The organism is Kitasatospora sp. NPDC057904 (genome assembly GCF_042887925.1).
In the GTDB taxonomy this organism is placed as follows: Bacteria; Actinomycetota; Actinomycetes; order Streptomycetales; family Streptomycetaceae; genus Kitasatospora.
Genome location: NZ_JBHVOL010000023.1, coordinates 49160 through 67884, shown reverse-complemented (window position 1 = coordinate 67884; position 18725 = coordinate 49160). Strand labels below are relative to the sequence as shown.

14 protein-coding genes and 2 CRISPR repeat arrays are annotated in these 18725 nt (G+C 70.5%); of the genes, 11 read left to right on the top strand and 3 right to left on the bottom strand.

Annotated features, from left to right (window positions below; translation table 11 throughout):
* The first annotated feature begins 94 nt into the window (after positions 1-94).
* Positions 95-1147 carry an alpha/beta hydrolase gene (locus ACFVSN_RS37215; RefSeq protein ID WP_387600563.1) on the top strand — a complete coding sequence of 351 codons (1053 nt, stop codon included), beginning with the start codon at positions 95-97 and terminating at the stop codon, positions 1145-1147.
* A 31-nt stretch (positions 1148-1178) separates the two neighbouring features.
* Here the strand turns inward: ACFVSN_RS37215 and ACFVSN_RS37210 are convergent, their stop codons facing one another.
* Together ACFVSN_RS37210 and ACFVSN_RS37205 are read right to left on the bottom strand one after the other, a co-directional pair.
* Positions 1179-2267, bottom strand: a complete 1089-nt coding sequence (locus ACFVSN_RS37210; RefSeq protein ID WP_387600472.1) for a BTAD domain-containing putative transcriptional regulator — start codon at positions 2265-2267, stop codon at positions 1179-1181.
* A 51-nt stretch (positions 2268-2318) separates the two neighbouring features.
* On the bottom strand, positions 2319-2870 hold the full coding sequence (locus ACFVSN_RS37205; RefSeq protein WP_387600470.1) for a MarR family winged helix-turn-helix transcriptional regulator: 552 nt from the start codon (positions 2868-2870) through the stop codon (positions 2319-2321).
* Between the two features lie 1230 nt (positions 2871-4100).
* Here ACFVSN_RS37205 and ACFVSN_RS37200 point away from each other — a divergent pair.
* The 10 genes from ACFVSN_RS37200 (at position 4101) to cas2e (ending at position 16776) form a co-directional block, all read left to right on the top strand.
* Positions 4101-5261, top strand: a complete 1161-nt coding sequence (locus ACFVSN_RS37200) for a helix-turn-helix domain-containing protein (protein ID WP_387600467.1) — start codon at positions 4101-4103, stop codon at positions 5259-5261.
* On the top strand, positions 5258-5797 hold the full coding sequence (locus ACFVSN_RS37195; RefSeq protein ID WP_387600464.1) for a hypothetical protein: 540 nt from the start codon (positions 5258-5260) through the stop codon (positions 5795-5797). Before ACFVSN_RS37200 ends, ACFVSN_RS37195 begins: the two co-directional genes overlap by 4 nt.
* A 123-nt stretch (positions 5798-5920) precedes the next feature.
* Positions 5921-7047: direct repeats of the CRISPR family, unit length 29 nt; unit sequence GGAGCAATCCCCGCGAGCGCGGGGCCGAC.
* 169 nt (positions 7048-7216) lie between these two features.
* Positions 7217-10093, top strand: coding sequence for a CRISPR-associated helicase Cas3' (cas3, locus tag ACFVSN_RS37190; protein ID WP_387595985.1), 2877 nt, complete (start codon positions 7217-7219; stop codon positions 10091-10093).
* A 233-nt stretch (positions 10094-10326) separates the two neighbouring features.
* On the top strand, positions 10327-12042 hold the full coding sequence (gene casA / locus ACFVSN_RS37185) for a type I-E CRISPR-associated protein Cse1/CasA (RefSeq protein WP_387595988.1): 1716 nt from the start codon (positions 10327-10329) through the stop codon (positions 12040-12042).
* Positions 12032-12634, top strand: a complete 603-nt coding sequence (gene casB, locus ACFVSN_RS37180) for a type I-E CRISPR-associated protein Cse2/CasB (RefSeq protein WP_387595991.1) — start codon at positions 12032-12034, stop codon at positions 12632-12634. Before casA ends, casB begins: the two co-directional genes overlap by 11 nt.
* 69 nt (positions 12635-12703) lie before the next feature.
* Positions 12704-13843 (top strand): type I-E CRISPR-associated protein Cas7/Cse4/CasC, encoded by a 1140-nt coding sequence (cas7e, locus tag ACFVSN_RS37175; protein ID WP_387595993.1) that lies wholly within the window; start codon positions 12704-12706, stop codon positions 13841-13843.
* Positions 13843-14694 (top strand): type I-E CRISPR-associated protein Cas5/CasD, encoded by an 852-nt coding sequence (gene cas5e / locus ACFVSN_RS37170; protein ID WP_387595996.1) that lies wholly within the window; start codon positions 13843-13845, stop codon positions 14692-14694. The genes cas7e and cas5e overlap by 1 nt, the downstream gene beginning before the upstream one ends.
* Positions 14695-14698: 4 nt before the next feature.
* The gene (cas6e, locus tag ACFVSN_RS37165) at positions 14699-15475 is read left to right on the top strand and encodes a type I-E CRISPR-associated protein Cas6/Cse3/CasE (RefSeq protein WP_387595999.1); all 777 of its coding nucleotides are present in this window, start codon (positions 14699-14701) and stop codon (positions 15473-15475) included.
* A 3-nt stretch (positions 15476-15478) separates the two neighbouring features.
* Entirely contained in the window at positions 15479-16501 is a 1023-nt protein-coding gene (gene cas1e / locus ACFVSN_RS37160) for a type I-E CRISPR-associated endonuclease Cas1e (RefSeq protein ID WP_387596002.1), read from the top strand.
* On the top strand, positions 16498-16776 hold the full coding sequence (gene cas2e, locus ACFVSN_RS37155) for a type I-E CRISPR-associated endoribonuclease Cas2e (RefSeq protein ID WP_331744407.1): 279 nt from the start codon (positions 16498-16500) through the stop codon (positions 16774-16776). Before cas1e ends, cas2e begins: the two co-directional genes overlap by 4 nt.
* An 18-nt stretch (positions 16777-16794) precedes the next feature.
* Positions 16795-17982: direct repeats of the CRISPR family, unit length 28 nt; unit sequence GTCGGCCCCGCACGCGCGGGGATTGCTC.
* 102 nt (positions 17983-18084) lie between these two features.
* Here cas2e and folE read toward each other — a convergent pair.
* A complete protein-coding gene (gene folE / locus ACFVSN_RS37150; RefSeq protein ID WP_387596006.1) occupies positions 18085-18678 on the bottom strand; it encodes a GTP cyclohydrolase I in 594 nt (197 codons plus the stop codon).
* Positions 18679-18725: the final 47 nt, after the last annotated feature.

Below are 18725 nucleotides of genomic sequence, written 5' to 3'. Positions count from 1 at the left end.
CGCGCCGTACACCGCACCACACCGCACCACACCACACACGAGGGGGAACAACACCGTGACGAAGAAACCCACCCGCTGGCGAACGGTGGTGGCCCTGCTGGCCGCCGTCGTCGGATTCGTCGGGACGGCCGCCACGGCCGTCCCGGCCCAGGCGGCCCAGCCGGCCCCCGCGGGGCCGCCCCGGATGGCGGACGGCTTCGGCCTGACCCAGGTCGACACGACCGTCGGCGGACCCACCAACTTCTACCTCACCGTCACCACGCCCGAGGTCACCGGCAAGCACCACATCAAGATCATCCTGCCGAGCGGCTACTACGACGACCCCGCCAGGCGCTACCCCGTGCTGTACTTCCTGCACGGCTCGCCCGACGACCCGATCCAGCAGAACTACCCCGCGCTGACCACCTCCAACGCGATGATCACCGTCATCCCGGACGGCGGCCCCCGCGGCTGGTACGCCAACTGGCTCAACCAGAACACCGTGCTCGGCGCCCAGAACTGGGAGAACTTCCACCTCAACCAGGTGATCCCGTTCATCGACGCGAACCTGCGCACCCTCGCCACCAAGAAGGCCAGGGCGATCGCCGGCGTCTCCATGGGCGGGTTCGGAGCCTTCCACTACGCCCAGGACCGCCCCGACCTGTTCAGCCAGACCGCCTCCCTGTCGGGCGACATCGACCTGTCCGCCGACTCCATGGACCTGCGGCTGGCCGCCGTCGCCACGCTCGTCGACGCGCAGGGCGTGGTCTGCGCCTCGGCGTCCGGGTTCTGCGACCCGAACAACGACCCCTACAAGCCCGGTGTGGACAGCGACGCCCTGTTCGGCTCGCCCTACCCGGTGTTCAACGTGGACTGGCGCTGGAACGCGGTCGACCCGTCGCAGCACATGGACAAGCTCGCCGGTGTCGGCGTCTCCGTCTACGTCGGCAACGGCCGCGGGGTGCCCACCGACCTGGAGTTCTGGCTGGAGGGCGCGTCCAAGCACGTCAAGGACCGCATGGACGCCCTGGGCATGCCGTACTACTACGTCGACTACGGCGACGGCTCCGCCTGGGGCACCCAGTGCAACGGCGGCCACAACGGCTACTGCTGGGAGCAGGACCTGCGCGACCTGATCCCGCGCCTGGAGCGGGCGTTCGCCTCCTGACGGCCGTACGGAACCGCTGAAGGCCTCGGTCTCACCGCACGACGGTGGTGAGACCGAGGCCGGCCTCGTCCCCGTGCAGGATCATCTGGTGGGTGCGCCGCAGCATCCGGCTCGGCGCGACACCCAGGTCGTCGGCCAGGTGCCGGCAGGCGCGGGCGAACACGGCCAGCGCGTCGGCCTGCCGGCCGCCGCGGTACAGCGCGCGCATCAGCATCGCGGCCACCGGCTCGTTCAGCGGGTGCTCCGCGGACAGCGCGAACAGCTCGGCCACCGCCTCGGCGGGCCGGCCCAGCCGCAGCTGCCACTCCGACTTGCGCTGCGCGACGGCGATCCGGCGCTCGGTGAGCCGCACCCGTTCCAGCTCGGCGAGCGGACCGGGCAGCCCGGCCAGGAGCTCGCCGCGGAAGAGGTCCAGCGCCCGCGCGCACAGGCGCACCGCCTCGGCCGTGTCGCCCGCCCGGTGGGCGCTCCTCGCCCCGGCGACCAGGTCCTCCATGCGCGCCAGGTCCACGTCGGCCGCGCCGGGGACGAGCCGGTAGCCGCAGCGGTCGTGCTCGATCACCTGGTCCGGGCCGTCTCCCAGGCGCAGCGCCTTGCGCAGCCGGTAGACGTAGACCGGCACCACGTTGGTCACCGGCGGCTCCTGGCCCCAGACACCGTCCAGGAGCTCCTGGCGGCTGACCGTCCGTCCGCCGCGCAGCGCCAGCGCCGCGAGCACGGCCTGCTGGCGCAGGTGCCCCAGGTTCAGCGGGCGCCCGTCCTGCCAGGCCCGCAGCGGCCCGAGCACGGAGATCCGCACCCGCGGCCCGCCCGCCCGCGCGGCGCCGCCACTGCGCAGCACCGGGCCCGCCTCCCGCGTGCGGGGGCCGCGGCCGGGGGAGACGAGCCCGCAGTCGAAGGCGTGGACGATGGCGGCGGCCCGGTCCCGCAGCCCGAGCTTGGCCAGGATCCGCGCGAGGTGCCCGGCCACGACCTCCTCGGGGACGGCCAGCGCCGCGGCGATCTCGTCGTCCCGCAGCCCGCAGCCGACCGCGTGCAGCACCTCACGCTCCCGCCGGTCGAGTTGCTGCTGCCCGAGCACGGCGGCGCTCGGCCGGCCGGCGGTGACGGTCATCGACATCGCTGCTCCCTGGACTCCGGGCCGGCCGCTCGGGCGGACGGCGTCGACAAGCTAGTGGGGCAGTGACCGCCACGTAATCCGGAACGATCCGGGGTAACCGGGTGCATGATCCCGAGACGTGCCTTCCGCGGCGGCGGACCGGTGAAGGAGCAGCGCCGCCTGGCCGTCCCGTCCTGATCGCAGGTCTCGGCAGTCCTGCCCGGGCAGGGCGGGTGTGCCGTCCTCGGTGTGCATGGTGGCGCGCGCCCGCTGGACGTACCGGTCGATCAGGTGGCGTAGCACGCTGACGGTGGCGGCGACGTCCGGGTCGGGGACGCCGTCCAGTGCGTCGGCCAGGCCGGTGATGTTGGCCTGTTTCAGCCGGTCGAGCACGGCGTGTCCCTCGGGGGTGAGTTCGACCTGGCGGGCCCGGCGGTCCGTCGGGTCCTGGGTGCGGGCCACCAGCCGCTGGCCCTGGAGGCGGTCGATCTGCCGGGTGACGTGGGAGGACTTGACCATGAGGCGGTGGGCGAGGTCGGTGACCCGGCTGGCGTCCTCGGCCTCGGCGAGCGCGCGCAGCAGGTAGATGCCCGAGCGGGCGGTGGTGATGCCAGTCAGGGCCATAGCAATCCCCGCGAGTGCGGGGCCGACTCGCCGCAACCAGCGCCATGACGGCCATGATGAGAGCAATCCCCGCGGGCGCGGGGCTGACGGCCGGGCGCCGATCCAGCCGAACGTGGATGCCGAGCAATCCCCGCGGGCGCGGGGCCGACATCGCGGCCGGGCTCGACCTCGCCGAGATGCTGGAGCAATCCCCGCGAGCGCGGGGCCGACGCTTCGGCTATGCAGAGCCTCAGCTGGCTGACGGAGCAACCCCCGCGAGCGCGGGGCCGACTACTTCCGGGCGCACAGGACCCCGATCCAGCTGGAGCAATCCCCGCGAGGGCGGGGCCGACAGGATGGCACGGTGATCGTCCCCGCGACCAGGGAGCAATCCCCGCGAGCGCGGGGCCGACGACGGGCGCCACGATCACGCCGCCGGGGGCGAGGAGCAATCCTCGCGAGCGCGGGGCCGACGTCTCGACCAGCGTGGGTCAGCGGTACTCCGGGGAGCAACCCCGCGAACGCGGGGCCGACGCGATGGCCGCCTGCGCGGCCCTGTGGAGCCTGGAGCAATCCCCGCGAGCGCGGGGCCCACCGTACCGGCACCTGTAACGGCTGTGACCTGGGGGAGCAATCCCCGCTAGCGCGGGACCGAAAAGAACAACGTGATTGTCTCACCAAACTCCTTCAGGCAATCCCCTCGAGTACGGGCCTGACGACGCGACCAGCATCGACGGCTTCGGGCTCAAGTAGCAATCCATGCATGCGCGGGCCGACCCACGTTCGGTATCCACTCCAGCCGACCCGACGAGCAGCTTCCGAGCGTACGGGGCCAGCTCCCGACGGGTGCCGGCCAGCCGCTGCCTGGGGGAGCAGCCCTGTGTGCAAGGCTGACACCTTCTGACCGGTGATGACTAGGGGTGTCGCGGGGCCGAAGCCCGCTGGCGCCTGCAGCATCGTCCTGGCACTGGAGGGAGTAGCGGTTCGCCTGGTACAGGCGACGCTTGTCGTGCGGCAACGGCGTGCAGTGTTTGTTTGGTCGGTTTCTGGGCAGCGGTGGTGGGTCGTTGCGGCTCTGGTTGGTTTCTGTGTCCAGTCGGGTTGGCCAGTGACGAATGTTGGGTGGCTTTTCCGCAGGTCAGGGTGATTGCCAGTGTTTCGCTGGTGCATGCTGGCCCGAGCAGGTGAATCCCAGATCACATCCGTGGCAGGCCGATTGCGAGAATCGCAACTCGGCGGTACGGTCACAGCATGGATGCCGAACTGATTGAGCGCGTTCGTTACGTCATCGGCACAGCGGGTGAGAGCCAATCCGTCGTGGCCGCGCGCATTGGAATCTCCCCGGACAAGCTGTCAAAATCCCTCAAGGGAACACGGCGGTTTACGTCCCTTGAACTGGCATTGATCGCTGAGTACGGTGGGACAACCATCGACTGGCTTCTCCGCGGTGTCGAGCCGCGTACGGCTGTAGGAACAGCTGCCCGGAAGTCCATCGAGGTCGATCACAACACTGCTGATGTACGTGCCATTCTCAGCCGGTACGAGCAGGTCATCGATGGCCTGCACCGCATCGGATACACGTTGCCACTTTCACCCCTTCTCGAGCCGAACCAGGTCGGCACCAGTGTCGAACGTGGCAACGACCTGGCCCGTGCGGCGACTAAGGCTCTCCCACGCGAGCCGTGGGGTCGCTCCACTCGGGAACTAGCGGCGGACTTCGAGCAGGCCTTTGACGTGGTGATCGCCTCCACCGCGTTGCCGGACAAGCTGGACGGCCTGTCGTGGTCGACCGAGCTCTTTCACCTGATCCTCGTCACACAGACCCGGGTGTGGACCCGTCAGCGATTCACGCTAGCGCACGAGCTCGGGCACATCCTCGCTCGCGACGCCTACGACGACGCCGTCGTGGAGAAAGTCCAGCCCGGTCGGACCGCCGACGCCAGGGAAGTACAGGCGAACGCTTTCGCTGCAGAGTTCCTCATGCCGACAGAAGCCATCCTGTCCGAAGCCGGCGCTTCGCCCAAGCGGGTCGATGTCCTGCGGATGGCCTGGCACTTCAAGGTCTCTCCGAGTGCAATGGCAACGCGGCTGAAGGTGCTTGGGCTGCTCACCACAGCTCAACTACGAGAGTGGGGAGCGACATCAACGGTTGACTGTGCGCACGCCGCCGACGCGTTTGATCAGCACATGCTCAACGCTGAAGCGAGCAACGGTGGTTGGCATCCACGAGCGCTAACTCGCTTGGCAGTTAAGGCATATGCTCGGGGTGACATTACCGTCCGACCGCTGGCGACCCTCCTCAGCCTCGATCCGGACGAGCTCCTGGATATCCTTGAGCCCGCTCCGCCCGAGCCCGCGCAGACGTCGCCGATGCCGTCCGATTCCGGAACGGAGATCGCGTTCAGCCCATGAGCACCTTCTGCTTCCCCGACACCACCGTGATCTGCAACTACGGATCGGTCGGCAGGATCGATCTCCTGGAGATCTACCTGGAACGTCGGGGACGCTGGGTGGAATCCGTCTGGCGAGAGACCCACGACGCTACCCGGATGGTGTTCGAGCTACGCCGCATGAAAGTGCAGGACCTCGAACACTTCCTAGGTCCGCCGATCGAGATCGCGGATGCTGCCGCAGTTGAAGACATCCGTGTCGGTCGACTCGGCGCCTCGCCGGACGAGCCGCGCAAGAACCTCGGCGAGGCCCAGACGCTCCACCTGCTCATGACGGATCCGGACTTCAAGGGCGCGATCTGGATAAGCGACGATCGGCACTCGACGAGCTTCGCCACGCGCCGCGGCATCACCACCGTCGATACGACAGGGGTCATGGAGTCGCTCTGTGCGAGCCGCTACCTGTCGGCCCAGGCGGGCTACAACCTCCTGCGTCAGATGGTTGACGGGGGCAACAACGTGCGACTGCCGTCGAGTCCGCACCACCTGGCACTCTGATCGTGCTGCTGTGCCCCGTCCGATGCCTTCCCCGGCTGATCCCGCGTGTTCACCGGACGTGGTCGATGAACACGCGGGATCTGTTATGCAGGTCGATCGTCGAGCAGTGGCCGACAGCCGGAGGGAGCAACCCCCGCGAGCGCGGGGCCGACACGCCGGTGCGCGGGGCCTCGACGGGCAGGCCGGAGCAATCCCCGCGAGCGCGGGGCCGACTGCGAGCGCGCTGCCGGGCGCCGTCTGGCCCCGGAGCAATCCCCGCGAGCGCGGGGCCGACAGCGATCCGTTCTTGTAGATCTGGACGAACCGGGAGCAATCCCCGCGAGCGCGGGGCCGACGTTCAGGCCGGCCGGGTCGCTCCCGCGAATCCAGAGCAATCCCCGCGAGCGCGGGGCCGACGGGTGCGGAAGGCCCAGGGGTTGCCCCATCGGCGAGCAATCCCCGCGAGCGCGGGGCCGACGCGGGGTGGTAGCGGGGATGGGCGGCGCCGGGGGAGCAATCCCCGCGAGCGCGGGGCCGACGCAAGCCGCTGCCGCAGCGCATCGCCGACGCGGGAGCAATCCCCGCGAGCGCGGGGCCGACCAGCTCGACGAGCTGGGGTTGGAGGGTGACGCGGAGCAATCCCCGCGAGCGCGGGGCCGACACCGCCCAAAACGCCACGCTGCGCCGTACGCTGGAGCAATCCCCGCGAGCGCGGGGCCGACCGGGGCGGGCAGGCCCCGGCCGGGGTTGATCAGGAGCAATCCCCGCGAGCGCGGGGCCGACGCACCAACGGGCGCCCGTTCGGCGTCGAGGGCGGAGCAATCCCCGCGAGCGCGGGGCCGACGCCGCGGAGCTCCATCGACTTGGCGAACTCGACGAGCAATCCCCGCGAGCGCGGGGCCGACCTACCATCCGGACGCCAGGTGGCCGCCCTGCCGGAGCAATCCCCGCGAGCGCGGGGCCGACGCCCGGCCGGTCCCGGCGGCGGCCGCCGTACGGGAGCAATCCCCGCGAGCGCGGGGCCGACTGTCGTTCGGCAGTGGCAATCCGCTCCTGCCGAGAGCAATCCCCGCGAGCGCGGGGCCGACCGTTCCATGGCAACGACAAGCTACCCGAACGCGGAGCAATCCCCGCGAGCGCGGGGCCGACGTCTTCATCGTTCAGTAGATCCGCTGACTACAGGAGCAATCCCCGCGAGCGCGGGGCCGACGTCCGCTGCTTGACCTGTTCGGCCTCCTCGATGGAGCAATCCCCGCGAGCGCGGGGCCGACACTTGTTGACCTGCGGTGATCTGCCTCAGTGGGTGCGTTCTGAGTTAGTTCGATTGGCTGTCAGCTTCTCGACGAAGTGGGGCATTATCTCATCATTCTTTGCTGCTGGCCGAGTTGTCAGTCCCGTGCCCTACGCTCCTGAAGCCTATCTTGCATGGGAGGTCGGACGATGGTCGATGACCGCTGGCGGCGGTATCCACCGCAGGTCAGGGGCTGGCTTGGTGCCTTGTGGGGCAAATCCGCAGGGCGGGCCGGCGGCACTGCCAACCTGTTGCTGTCGCACATGCTGGACACTGCCGCGGCCGCGGAGATCGTGTGGGACCGTTACCTGCCGCCGGTGACACGGGTTCGTCTGGACGCCCTCGCGGGCGGCCGGGGCAAGGGGCGGAGGCTGTTCGCCTGGTTGTGCGGGATTCATGACTGTGGCAAGGCCACGCCGATGTTTCAGCACCTTGATCCCGTCGGCGCGGAGGCGGTCCGTTGCGCAGGGCTCGTGTGGGACAAGTACCCAGTAAAGGGCGCGACTTGGCGGCACGACAAGGCGGGTGCCCGCGTGCTGCGAGCGCTTTTCGACGAGGCCGGCTGGTCGCATGACCAGCGCGACTGGGTGTGGCCGTTGATCGCCGGCCACCACGGAAGCTTCCCGACGCTGGGGCAGTTGAGTCCGAAGAAGGAGGAGTGGCAAGGTCGTAGCCCGTCCTGGAAGTTGGCCCAATCGGCGCTGGTCGACGTCTTCTCCAGGGAACTCGGCTACGAGGGCGAGGCTCCGCTCGCGCCGGTTGAGCCGGTGGTGGTGCCGAGCCGTGCGGTGCAGCTGCAGCTGTCCGGCTTCGTGGTGATGGCGGACTGGATCGCCAGCGACGAGCGGCACTTCAAGGGTGTATCCGATCTGGCGAAGGTGACGATGCCGGAGGCGCGGAAGCGGGCCGCGGCCGCGTGGTCGCAGCTGGGACTGCGGGGTGGCTGGGGGGAGTTGGCCGTTCCCGGGCCCGAGACCTTCCGCGACCGTTTCGGCCACGGGCCCCGGCCGTCGCAGGAGCTCGTGTTTGATGTGGCCCGGCGGATGAGTGGCCCCGGGTTGGTGATCATCGAGGCGCCGATGGGGGAGGGGAAGACGAAATCGGCGTTGGCGGCGGCCGAGTTCATGGGTGCCCGCCACGGCGCGGATGGCGTATTCCTGGGTATGCCGACCCAGGCGACCGCAGACCCGATGTTCTCCCAGCTCCGGCTCTGGCTTCGCGAGATCGAGGACGGGCTGGAGAGCCAGGTCGCGCTGCTGCACGGCAAACGGATGTTCAACAAGGAATGGCGAGGCCTGCTCGACGACGCGGGGGAGTGGGGGCAGGACGCCGACGACTGTTACACGTCGGTGGCCGAGGACGAGTACGGTCTGCCCTCCCAGTTCGCGCAGGCCGGGCAGGACGCGGAGCGCAAGGCACCTGCCGAGTGGTTCCTCGGCCGTCGTCGCGGCCTGCTGAGCCCGTTCGCGGTCGGCACCATCGACCAGCTCCTCTACGCCGCTACCCGCACCAAGCACGTCATGCTCCGCATGGCCGGCCTGGTGGGCAAGGTGGTCGTCCTCGACGAGGTCCACGCCGCCGACGTCTACATGTCGCAGTTCCTGCTGGAAGGCCTCTGGTGGCTTGGGCAGGCCGGCGTGCCCGTGGTGCTCCTCTCGGCAACCCTGCCTCCGGAGCAGCGGCGCCGGCTGGTCGCCGCCTACCTGGCTGGTGCGCAGTCGATCGAGGCAGCCTTGGCAGCGCCGGAACTGCCCGAGCCACAGGGCTATCCGAGCGTCACGGCGGCCTGGCTCGGGCGGGACGCACGGCCGGAACTGATGGTGGAGAGCACGACGTCCTGGCGCGCCGACCTGCCGGTGCGGGTCGAGGTGCTGGACGAGCCGCAGGACTCCCGGACGCTGAACGGCGGCGCGGGGCCGGAAGATGACGCCGTGACCAGCCTTCTGCGCGAGCGTCTCGTTGACGGCGGATGCGTCCTCGTCATCCGCAACACCGTCGCCCGCGCCCAGCGTACGTTCGAGGCCCTCCGGCAGGAGTTCGGTGCCGACGTTCGGCTCCTTCATGGCGGCCTCCACGCGGGACATCGGGCCGACCGTACGCATGAGGTCCTGCAACTGCTCGGGCCGCCCACCAGTGAGGCCGACCGGCCCGACAGGCTGATCGTCGTCGCCACCCAACTCGCGGAGCAGTCCTTCGACGTCGACGCGGACCTGCTGATCACCGACCTCGCACCGATCGACCTGCTCCTCCAGCGCATCGGCCGCCTCCACCGCCACGACGGCGTCGAGCGTCCCGGCCCGCTGTCCAAGCCCACCGTCGTCATCACCGGCCTGGGCTGGCGGAACGATGGCCCGCCGCACATCCTGCGGGCCTCCGAGAAGATCTACGGGCGGTACCTCCTGCTGCGCACGGCGGCCGAGGTAACCAGCGCCGCGGGCGGGCAGTGGGACATCCCCGGGCAGGTGCCCGAGCTGGTGGCGCGGGTCTACGGCACCCATCCGGTCGTTCCCGCCAGCTGGGCAGAAGCGGAGGCACAGGCCCGGCAGGAGTGGGAGGTACGCCAGCAGAAGCGGCGGGACGAGGCTGCGCAGTACCTGCTCACGCGTGCGGGCGAACACGGATCCCAGACCTTGGCCGGACTGCACTACGGCGGCCAAGGCACCCTTGCGGAGGGGCAGTTCGAGGCGCTCGTTCGCGACGGTGACCGGAGCGTCGAGGTCGTCCTGGTACGCCGCAGCGGTGATGGCTTCCGCGCGGTGACAGGGCGCAGGCTCGGGCCGAACGGCGAGGTCGCGGCCGAGGTAGTGGACGACGTGCTCGCCGGCACGGTGCGCCTGCCCGCGTCCCTCACCGAGGCGGCCGAGCAGGCGCTGAGGCCGCTGCCGGGCTGGCGTGATCATCCGTGGCTGCGGCACGCTCTGGCGCTCGAGCTCGACGAGAACGGTGCTGCGGTTCTCGGTGACTTTCGGCTGCGCTATGACGATCTGCTCGGACTTGTGGTCAGTGGAGGGCGCCCGTTCCGGTAGGGCGCGTGGGCGGAGCCGACAGCCTGCCGGCTCCGCCAACACGGCCCCAACCCCGCGACCGCGGGGCCGACTTGCAGCCAGGTGAGGCTCGCAAACACGGCCAGGGGCCATCCCCGCGCAGGCTGTCCGCGGGGCCGAGGGGCAGTTTAAGCATTAGCCCCACAGAGGGCCTCCGGCAATGCCACGATGAACCCGAACCAAGCTCTAAACAGGGCCAGTTGGGAGAACAGCGCGTGCCTGGGTACAACCTTGCCGAAAAACCGTGGCTGACGGCACGGCCCGTCGGCGGCGGGCCGCCCGTGACGCTGGGGATCGCAGAGGCCATGGCCCGGGCACACGAGCTCGAGGGCCTCGTCGTCGAGTTCTCGACCCAGCTCCCGGCCGTCCTACGCCAGGTCCTTCTACCCGTCGTCGCCGACGCCACCGGTGCACCCCAGACCCTGCGGGAGAAGGGTGAGCGGTTCGCGCAGGGAAGGTTCACACCGGCTGAGCTCGGCGACCTCGGGACCTACCTCGGCGAGCACCGTGCGAGGTTCGACCTGTTCGATCCGGTCGCCCCGTTCGGGCAGGTCGCCGGACTACGGACTGCCAAGGACGAGACGAAGGGCTCCGCCGCCCTGGTCGCGACCGCGGCGAGCGGCAACAACGTCCCGCTGTTCGCCAGCCGCACCGACGCGGACCCGCTCGACCTGACCCCGGCCCAGGCCACCCACTGGCTCCTGCACGCCCACTGCTGGGACACGGCGGCGATCAAGACCGGAGTCGTCGGCGACCCCCAGGTCAAGGCGGGCAAGACGACCGGGAACCCCACCGGTCCGCTCGGCCAGCTCGGGGTGATCGTCCCCACCGGGCGCACGCTGTACGAGACTCTCCTGCTGAACCTCCCGGTCACCCCTGCCGGGGCCCTGGGGGTCCCGCAGTGGCTGCGCGGCCCGCACGGCCCCGGGTGGAAGCCACGCGCGGCCGAGGGCCTCATCGACCTGTGGACGTGGCAGGCACGGCGGATCCGACTCATCCCGCATCAGGACGAGGGCGGCGAACTGAAGGTCTCCCGGGTGGTCATCGGCGCCGGCGACCGACTCACGCCCATGTCCGAACTGGAACCGCACACCGCCTGGATCTTCACAGCCCCCGCCAAGAAGTCCGCCTCGGCGCTGCCCGAACGCAGGCCGCGCCGCCACACCCAGGGCAAGGCCGCCTGGCGCGGCCTGGAAGCCCTCCTCGCTCCGACACGCCAGAGCACCGACGGCTTCGAGACCAGCATCCTGCTCGACCAGATCAGCGCCCTGCAGGAGGACGGCCAACTCCCCGCCGACTACCGGCTGCAGGTCGAGACCTTCGGCATGGTCTACGGCACCCAGTCGGCCATCGTCGAAGACATCATCCACGACGCCATCCCCCTCCCCCTGCTCGCCCTCCACCAGGACAGCGAAGCCCACCAACTCCTCCTGGACGTCGCCGAGCAGGCGGAACGCCTCGCGAAGGCCGTCAACAACCTGTCCGCCGACCTGCGCCGGGCCGCCGGCACCGACCCCATCCCCTGGGACAAGGGCCAGCGCCCCGGCGAACTCCTCCTGCACACCCTCGACCCGCTGGTCCGCCGCCTGCTCGCCGGCGTCCGCGACGCCGGCACCGACGAGGACGCCCTGGAGAAGGGCCGACTGGCATGGGAGGAAGTCGCCCACCGCCACGCGCGGGATGCGGCGAACACGCTCCTGCTGGCCGCGCCCGCCGGCACCTTCGGCGGCCGCACCCTCGACCAGCCCGGAAAGGCGGGCAAGACGCTCGCCTACCGACTCGGTACCGCTGGCGCCAACTTCCGGCGCCAGGTCGACGAGATCCTCCCCCGGTACGCCGACGCCCGGCGGGAAGCGGCCGCCGCCCGGGCGGCCGAGACTGCCACCACCCTCGACCCCGAATCCGACCCTGGAGCGGACCTTGACGACTGAGCAGAAGGTCGCGGCCAAACCGCGCCGGTACTGGGACAAGTTCACCGGCCCCGACCACACATGGCGTACCGACCAACGCACCAAGCAGCCGTACCGGCCCCCGGGCGAGGACCTCGCCGCCCTGCGCTCCGGCCTCGGACGGCCCGTCATGGACAGCCCCAAGATGTGGCCGCTCTACAGCTGCGAGGTCAACGACGTCCTCGCGCTGCGCGACGAAGTCTCCGACGAACAGAAGGCCGAACACGCCGCCCTGGCCCTCTACGGCCTCCACCAACAGAGCCAGTCCAAGCCGATGCACCGGCGCGGCGTCAAGCTCGGCGAGGCGATGCGCGCCCTGCGCCGAAGCGGAAAGTTCAGCGAGGAGGCGCTCGACACCCGGGTCGCCCAGCTCGCCAATGCGACCAGCGTGTCCGCACTGCTGGTCCACCTGCGAGGCCTGATCACCCAGCTGCGCACCGTCGGTCAGCCGCTGGACTACAACCACCTGATGGCCGACATCCAGGCCTGGCACAGCACCGACCGACGCCCGCAGATCCGCCTCAAGTGGGCCATCGGCTACCAGGCGTGGAAGGACACGGCGCCCGCCGGCTGACGGCACCTGCGAAGCTCCGCAACCGCGGCCCAACCACCACAGGAACCACCATCCCCGAGGGAGTAGCGCATGACCGACCGCCTCTACATCGACGTGCACATCCTGCAGACCGTCCCGCCGGCCAACCTCAACCGGGACGACAACGGCAACCCCAAGGAGGCCTACTTCGGAGGCAAGCGCCGCTCCCGCGTCTCCTCCCAGGCCTGGAAGCGCGCCACCCGCATCCACTTCGCCGAAAGCCGCGACCCGCAAGACCTCGCCACCCGCACCAAGCGAATCGCCGCCCAGCTCGCCAAGGGCATCGCCGAGCGCACCGGCATCGACGCCGAGGACGCCCAGCGGATCGCCGGCGCCCTGATCAAGTCGACCGGCATCTCCGCGGGCAAGAAGGAAGGCGACACTGCCTACCTCCTCTTCTACGGACGCCGCCAGCTGGACGGCATCATCGACCTCGTCGCGAGCAGCGCCGCCGACCTCGCCGCCCTCGACGGCAAGGGTCTCGACGAGGCCGTCAAGACCCTTCCGGTACGCGAGCAGCTGCAGACCGGACACCCCGCCGACGTCGCCCTCTTCGGCCGCATGGTCGCCGACATCCCCGGCCTGAACGTCGACGCCGCCACCCAGGTCGCCCACGCCATCTCCACCCACGCCACCGAACTCGAATTCGACTACTACACGGCCGTCGACGACGAGAACAGCGCCGACGAGACCGGCGCCGGCATGATCGGCACCATCGGCTTCAACTCCGCCACCCTCTACCGCTACGCCACCGTCGGCCTCCACCAGCTGCACGACAACCTCGGCGACGACAAGGCCACCATCGACGCCGTCGACCTCTTCGTCGACTCCTTCGCCCGCTCCATGCCCACCGGCTACGGCAACTCCTTCGCCCACCGCACCCGCCCCAGCCTCGTCGCCGTCGTCGTCCGCACCGACCAGCCCGTCAACCTCGTCTCCGCCTACGAGAACCCCGTCCCGGCCAGCCGAGGTATCGTCGCCGAGTCCGCACGCCGCCTCGCCACCGAATTCGCCACCGCCACCGACCAGTGGGGCGACACCCCGCCCTACGTCGCCGTCTGCCACACCCTCGCCAACGACACCGACGAAACCGGCCAAAAGCTGGGGCAGGCATTCGGCAAGAACCGCACCTTCGCCGAGCTGCGCGACGGCCTGCGCACCGCCCTCACCGAGCGGGTGAACAGCAACTGATGCTCGCCGACCCCACCCCCGAGCCGGCTCCGACCCCGGAGCAGGACCAGGCGGTCCTCGTGCTGCGCCTTGCCGGGCCCCTGCAGTCCTGGGGCGAGCACAGCGCCTTCAACCGCCGCGACACCCCGCCCCAGCCGACCAAGTCCGGCGTCGTCGGGCTGCTCGCCGCCGCAGCGGGATACCCCCGTGAAAAGGACATCACCAACCTGGTCCGCCTTCGGCTGGGCGTGCGTATCGACCAGCCCGGGACCCTGATTCGCGACTACCACACCGTCAGCGACTACCGGGGCCGGCCGCTGCCGCAGGCCGGCGTCAACGCGAAGGGCCTCCAGAAGCCGACCTCCCCGGCCAAGGACACCCACGTCACCCACCGCTACTACCTCCAGGACGCGGTGTTCGTCGCCGCCGTCCAGGGCCCGGTCGCCCTCGTCACGACACTCGCCGAGGCCGTCCGCCACCCGGCTTTCCCCCTCGCCCTCGGCCGACGCTCCTGCGTCCCCACACAGCCGATCGCCCTCGGGACGGTACGCGACGGCACGCTCGAGGACGTTCTCGCCCAGGAGCCGTGGCAAGCGGGTGAGGCCGCCAAGAACGCCTACCGCCGACAGGCCCAGCGTGGTCCGGAGCCGTCCTCCCCGCACCTGATCGACCTGGCCGCGACCTTCGACGACCCACTCGGCGATGGCACCCTGCAGGATGTTCCGCTGTCCTTCGCACCCCGCGAACGCGGCTTCACCACGCGGCGGATCCGCCACGCCTGGCTCAGCGTCCCCACCGGCCTGCCCTCATCCGCCACGACTGCTGACGATGCCCGACCGACCCACGACCCGTTCGCCCTGCTGGGCTGGTGACCCGATGACCTACCTCTCCCGCGTGCGCATCAACCCCCTGCGCGCCGCCAGCCGCACCCTGCTCGCCAACCCCCGCTCCCTGCACGGCGCCGTCATGGCCGGAATCCCCGACACCGCCCCCGGCGACCGGATCCTGTGGCGCCTGGACGCCGACCACCCCCGCCGCCCCATGCTGCTCGTCCTCACCCCCTCCAAACCCGACTGGACCCACGTCGTCGAACAGGCAGGATGGCCCGACGCCGAAGGCGAGCACTACGCGATCCGCGACTACAGCCCGCTGCTCGCCCAGCTCGCCATCGGCCGCGAGTTCGCCTTCCGGCTCAAGGCCAGCCCCGTCCAGAACACATCCAAGCCCGACAAGGCGAGCCCGCACCGCACCAAGACGGCGGCCGAGCTCCACCACCGCTCCTACCGCATGGCCCACCGCACCGCCGCCCACCAGCTCGTCTGGTTCCTGGAGCGCACCGAGCGCTGGGGATTCACGATCCCTGAGGCACGGACCGACAAACCAGCACCCGGCCTCGAGTTGCCCGCCACCGAACGTCACGGCGAGGTCCCGCCCATCGCTCGGGAAGTCCGGATCACCGACCGCAACCGCACCACCTTCACCAAGCCCGGCACCCGCAACTCCGTGACCCTCACCACCGCCACCTTCGAAGGCCACCTGCGCATCACCGACCCCGGTCTCCTGCAGGCCGCATTGCTCGGCGGGATCGGCCCCTCGAAGGCGTACGGCTGCGGCCTGCTCACCCTCGCTCCGCTGCTCCCCGGCGCCTGCTGACCGATGGCCGACATCTGGTGGAAAGCCCACCCGCACGACCTGCACCGCCTCGCCGACCGTGTCTCCAGTGTCTATGTAGAGCGCAGCCACATCGACCGTGACGAGAACGCCGTCGTCGTCATCAACAAGCGCGAGACCGTCCGCGTCCCCGCTGCCATGGTCGCTGTCATGCTCCTCGGTCCGGGCACCCGCATTACCCACGGCGCGGTCAACCTGCTCTCCGACTCCGGCACCACCATGTGCTGGGTCGGGGAGCAAGGCGTGCGCATGTACGCTGCCGGCCTCGGCCCCAGTCGTGGCGCGGCCCTCCTCAATCGCCAGGCCTGGCTGGTGAGTCGAACCAAGGAACGCCTCGCCGTCGCACGGGCCATGTACCGCATGCGGTTCCCGGGCGAGGACGTCAGCGCCGCCACCATGCAACAGCTGCGCGGCCGCGAAGGCGCTCGCATCCGCAAGCTCTACCAGGCCGAATCACGCCGGACCGCCGTCCCCTGGAACGGCCGCGTCTACAAGGCCGGCGACGCCTACGCCGCAGGCGACGACCTCAACCGCCTCCTGTCGGCGGCCAACGCCGCGCTCTACGGGATCTGCCACGCCGTCATCACCGGTCTGGGCGCCAGCCCCGGCCTCGGCTTCGTCCACACCGGACTGGCCACGTCGTTCGTCCTCGACATCGCCGACCTCTACAAGGCCGAATACACCATCCCCCTCGCCTTCGACCTTGCCAAGCAGGGCCACACCGAGGAACGAGACGCCCGCCTCGGCCTGCGTGACCGGATCGCCCAGGACAAGCTGCTGGGCCGCATCGTCCACGACGTCAAGGCGCTCTTGAGTCCGGACGGCACCGACATGCCCGACGTCGAGGTCAACGAACTCTGGGACGAACGCGTCGGCACAGTACAGGGCGGCGTTAACTGGTCCGACACCGAGGGCCCCGGGGCGGCCACTGTTACCGACCCGGGAATGGGCGACGAGCATCTGGCCATCATCGGCCCGGAGTTCACCGAGGACACGAGCAGCCCATGACCGTCATCATCCTTATCGCAGCCCCCGAAGGTCTACGCGGACACCTCACCCGCTGGATGGTCGAAGTCAACGCCGGCGTCTTCGTCGGCACCCCCAGCCGCCGCATCCGCGACCGCCTCTGGGACCTCCTCGCCACCCGCATCGGAGACGGCCAAGCTGTCCTCGTCGAACCCGCAACCAACGAACAGGGCTGGACCGTCCGCACCGCTGGCAAGGACCGCTGGAAGCCCGTCGACTTCGACGGACTGATTCTCTCGGCCCGCTCACGCCGCTAAACCCGCAGGTCATGAAGTGTCGGCCCCGCACGCGCGGGGATTGCTCCCCGCCGTCGGTCTCCGGCCCGTCCCGGCCCCGGTCGGCCCCGCACGCGCGGGGATTGCTCTGTGGCGCGCGGCGCGAAAGCGCTCGATGTGGCGTCGGCCCCGCACGCGCGGGGATTGCTCGGGCCTGTGAGAGGAGTCATCGTGACCTGGGGAGTCGGCCCCGCACGCGCGGGGATTGCTCCGTCCCGACGCCGTAGTCGTCGCAGTCCCTGCAGTCGGCCCCGCACGCGCGGGGATTGCTCCGGTAGGGTCGGCCCGGCTTAGCTGGGGCAAAGGTCGGCCCCGCACGCGCGGGGATTGCTCCAGCTCGGGCTGGCTGCCCGGGATGTCCATGGCGTCGGCCCCGCACGCGCGGGGATTGCTCCGACCCGGCAGAGATCGCCGCCCAGGTCGCCCGGTCGGCCCCGCACGCGCGGGGATTGCTCCCGGCCGCCATGAGAGTGATCCGTTGCATAGCCGTCGGCCCCGCACGCGCGGGGATTGCTCCTCGGCGTGGAACAGCAGGTACCGGACAGCGACGTCGGCCCCGCACGCGCGGGGATTGCTCCGGTGTTCCCGACCTGCTGGATCCCGCGCGCCCGTCGGCCCCGCACGCGCGGGGATTGCTCCGTGCGCGAGGGCATCCACGGTGCTCCGGGCGAGTCGGCCCCGCACGCGCGGGGATTGCTCCGGTGTTCCCGACCTGCTGGATCCCGCGCGCCCGTCGGCCCCGCACGCGCGGGGATTGCTCCGTGCGCGAGGGCATCCACGGTGCTCCGGGCGAGTCGGCCCCGCACGCGCGGGGATTGCTCCGACATTGACGACGACTTCGACGATGACGACGAGTCGGCCCCGCACGCGCGGGGATTGCTCCTTCAGCGCCTGGACGTAGTACTGCTGCCCCAGGTCGGCCCCGCACGCGCGGGGATTGCTCCGGGGCCGGGATCTCCGCCCTGACCGCGACCGCGTCGGCCCTGCACGCGCGGGGATTGCTCCAGCCACGCGGCGGTCACCCGACGGCTGCAGGTGTCGGCCCCGCACGCGCGGGGATTGCTCCGCCCCGGTGTCGATCCGCGCCGTCGGCACCAAGTCGGCCCTGCACGCGCGGGGATTGCCTCGCCGACGCCGAGAAGCTCGACCTGCCCCCGAAGTCGGCCCTGCACGCGCGGGGATTGCCCTTGGCGGGCGGGGACGATCCAGAGCCGGTCGAGCTCGGGGAGCAGGCCGTCCGGGGGCTGAAGGGCGAGGGACGGGTGGTGGTGGCGTGCGGGTGGGAGGTGGCTATGGGCGGGCGGGGAGGGCGAGGCGTTCGATGCGAGCGGCCAGGTCGGGATCGCTCTCGGTGCGGCCGAGCCGGCACATGGTCGTGGTGCGTACAGAGGTGGCCTTGACGCCGCGCATGCTCATGCAGAGGTGCTCGCCGATGGTGTAGACGGCGACGTCGTCGGTGCCGGCGGACTTGGCGATGTCGTGGGCGACGTCGTTGGTGATGCGTTCCTGGAGTTGGAGGGCGTGGGTGTGGGTCTGGAGGTGCCGCACCAGTTTGGACAGGCCGAGGACGGCTGTGTCGGGGACGTAGGCGATGGAGACGTCGAGGCGGAAGGGGAGCAGGTGGTGCTCGCAGATGCTCCATGCCTCGATGCCGGTCAGCAGGACGAAGTCGCCGTACTGGCCTTCCTGGGCGAAGGCGGTGTCGAGCCTGCCGGGGTCGTGGTCGAGGAACTCGGCCCACCAGTCGGCGACTCGGCGGGGTGTGTCCTTGAGGCCGTCGCGGTCGGGGTCCTCGCCGAGGGCGAGCAGCAGCTCGCGGGTCAGCTCCGCGACGCGCTGGTGGTCGATGGGGCGGCGTTGAGCTTGGACGGGTATGGACGTCACTGATCGTCCCCTTGGGGTGGGTTGACGGGGTCGCGAAGTGCGGTGTG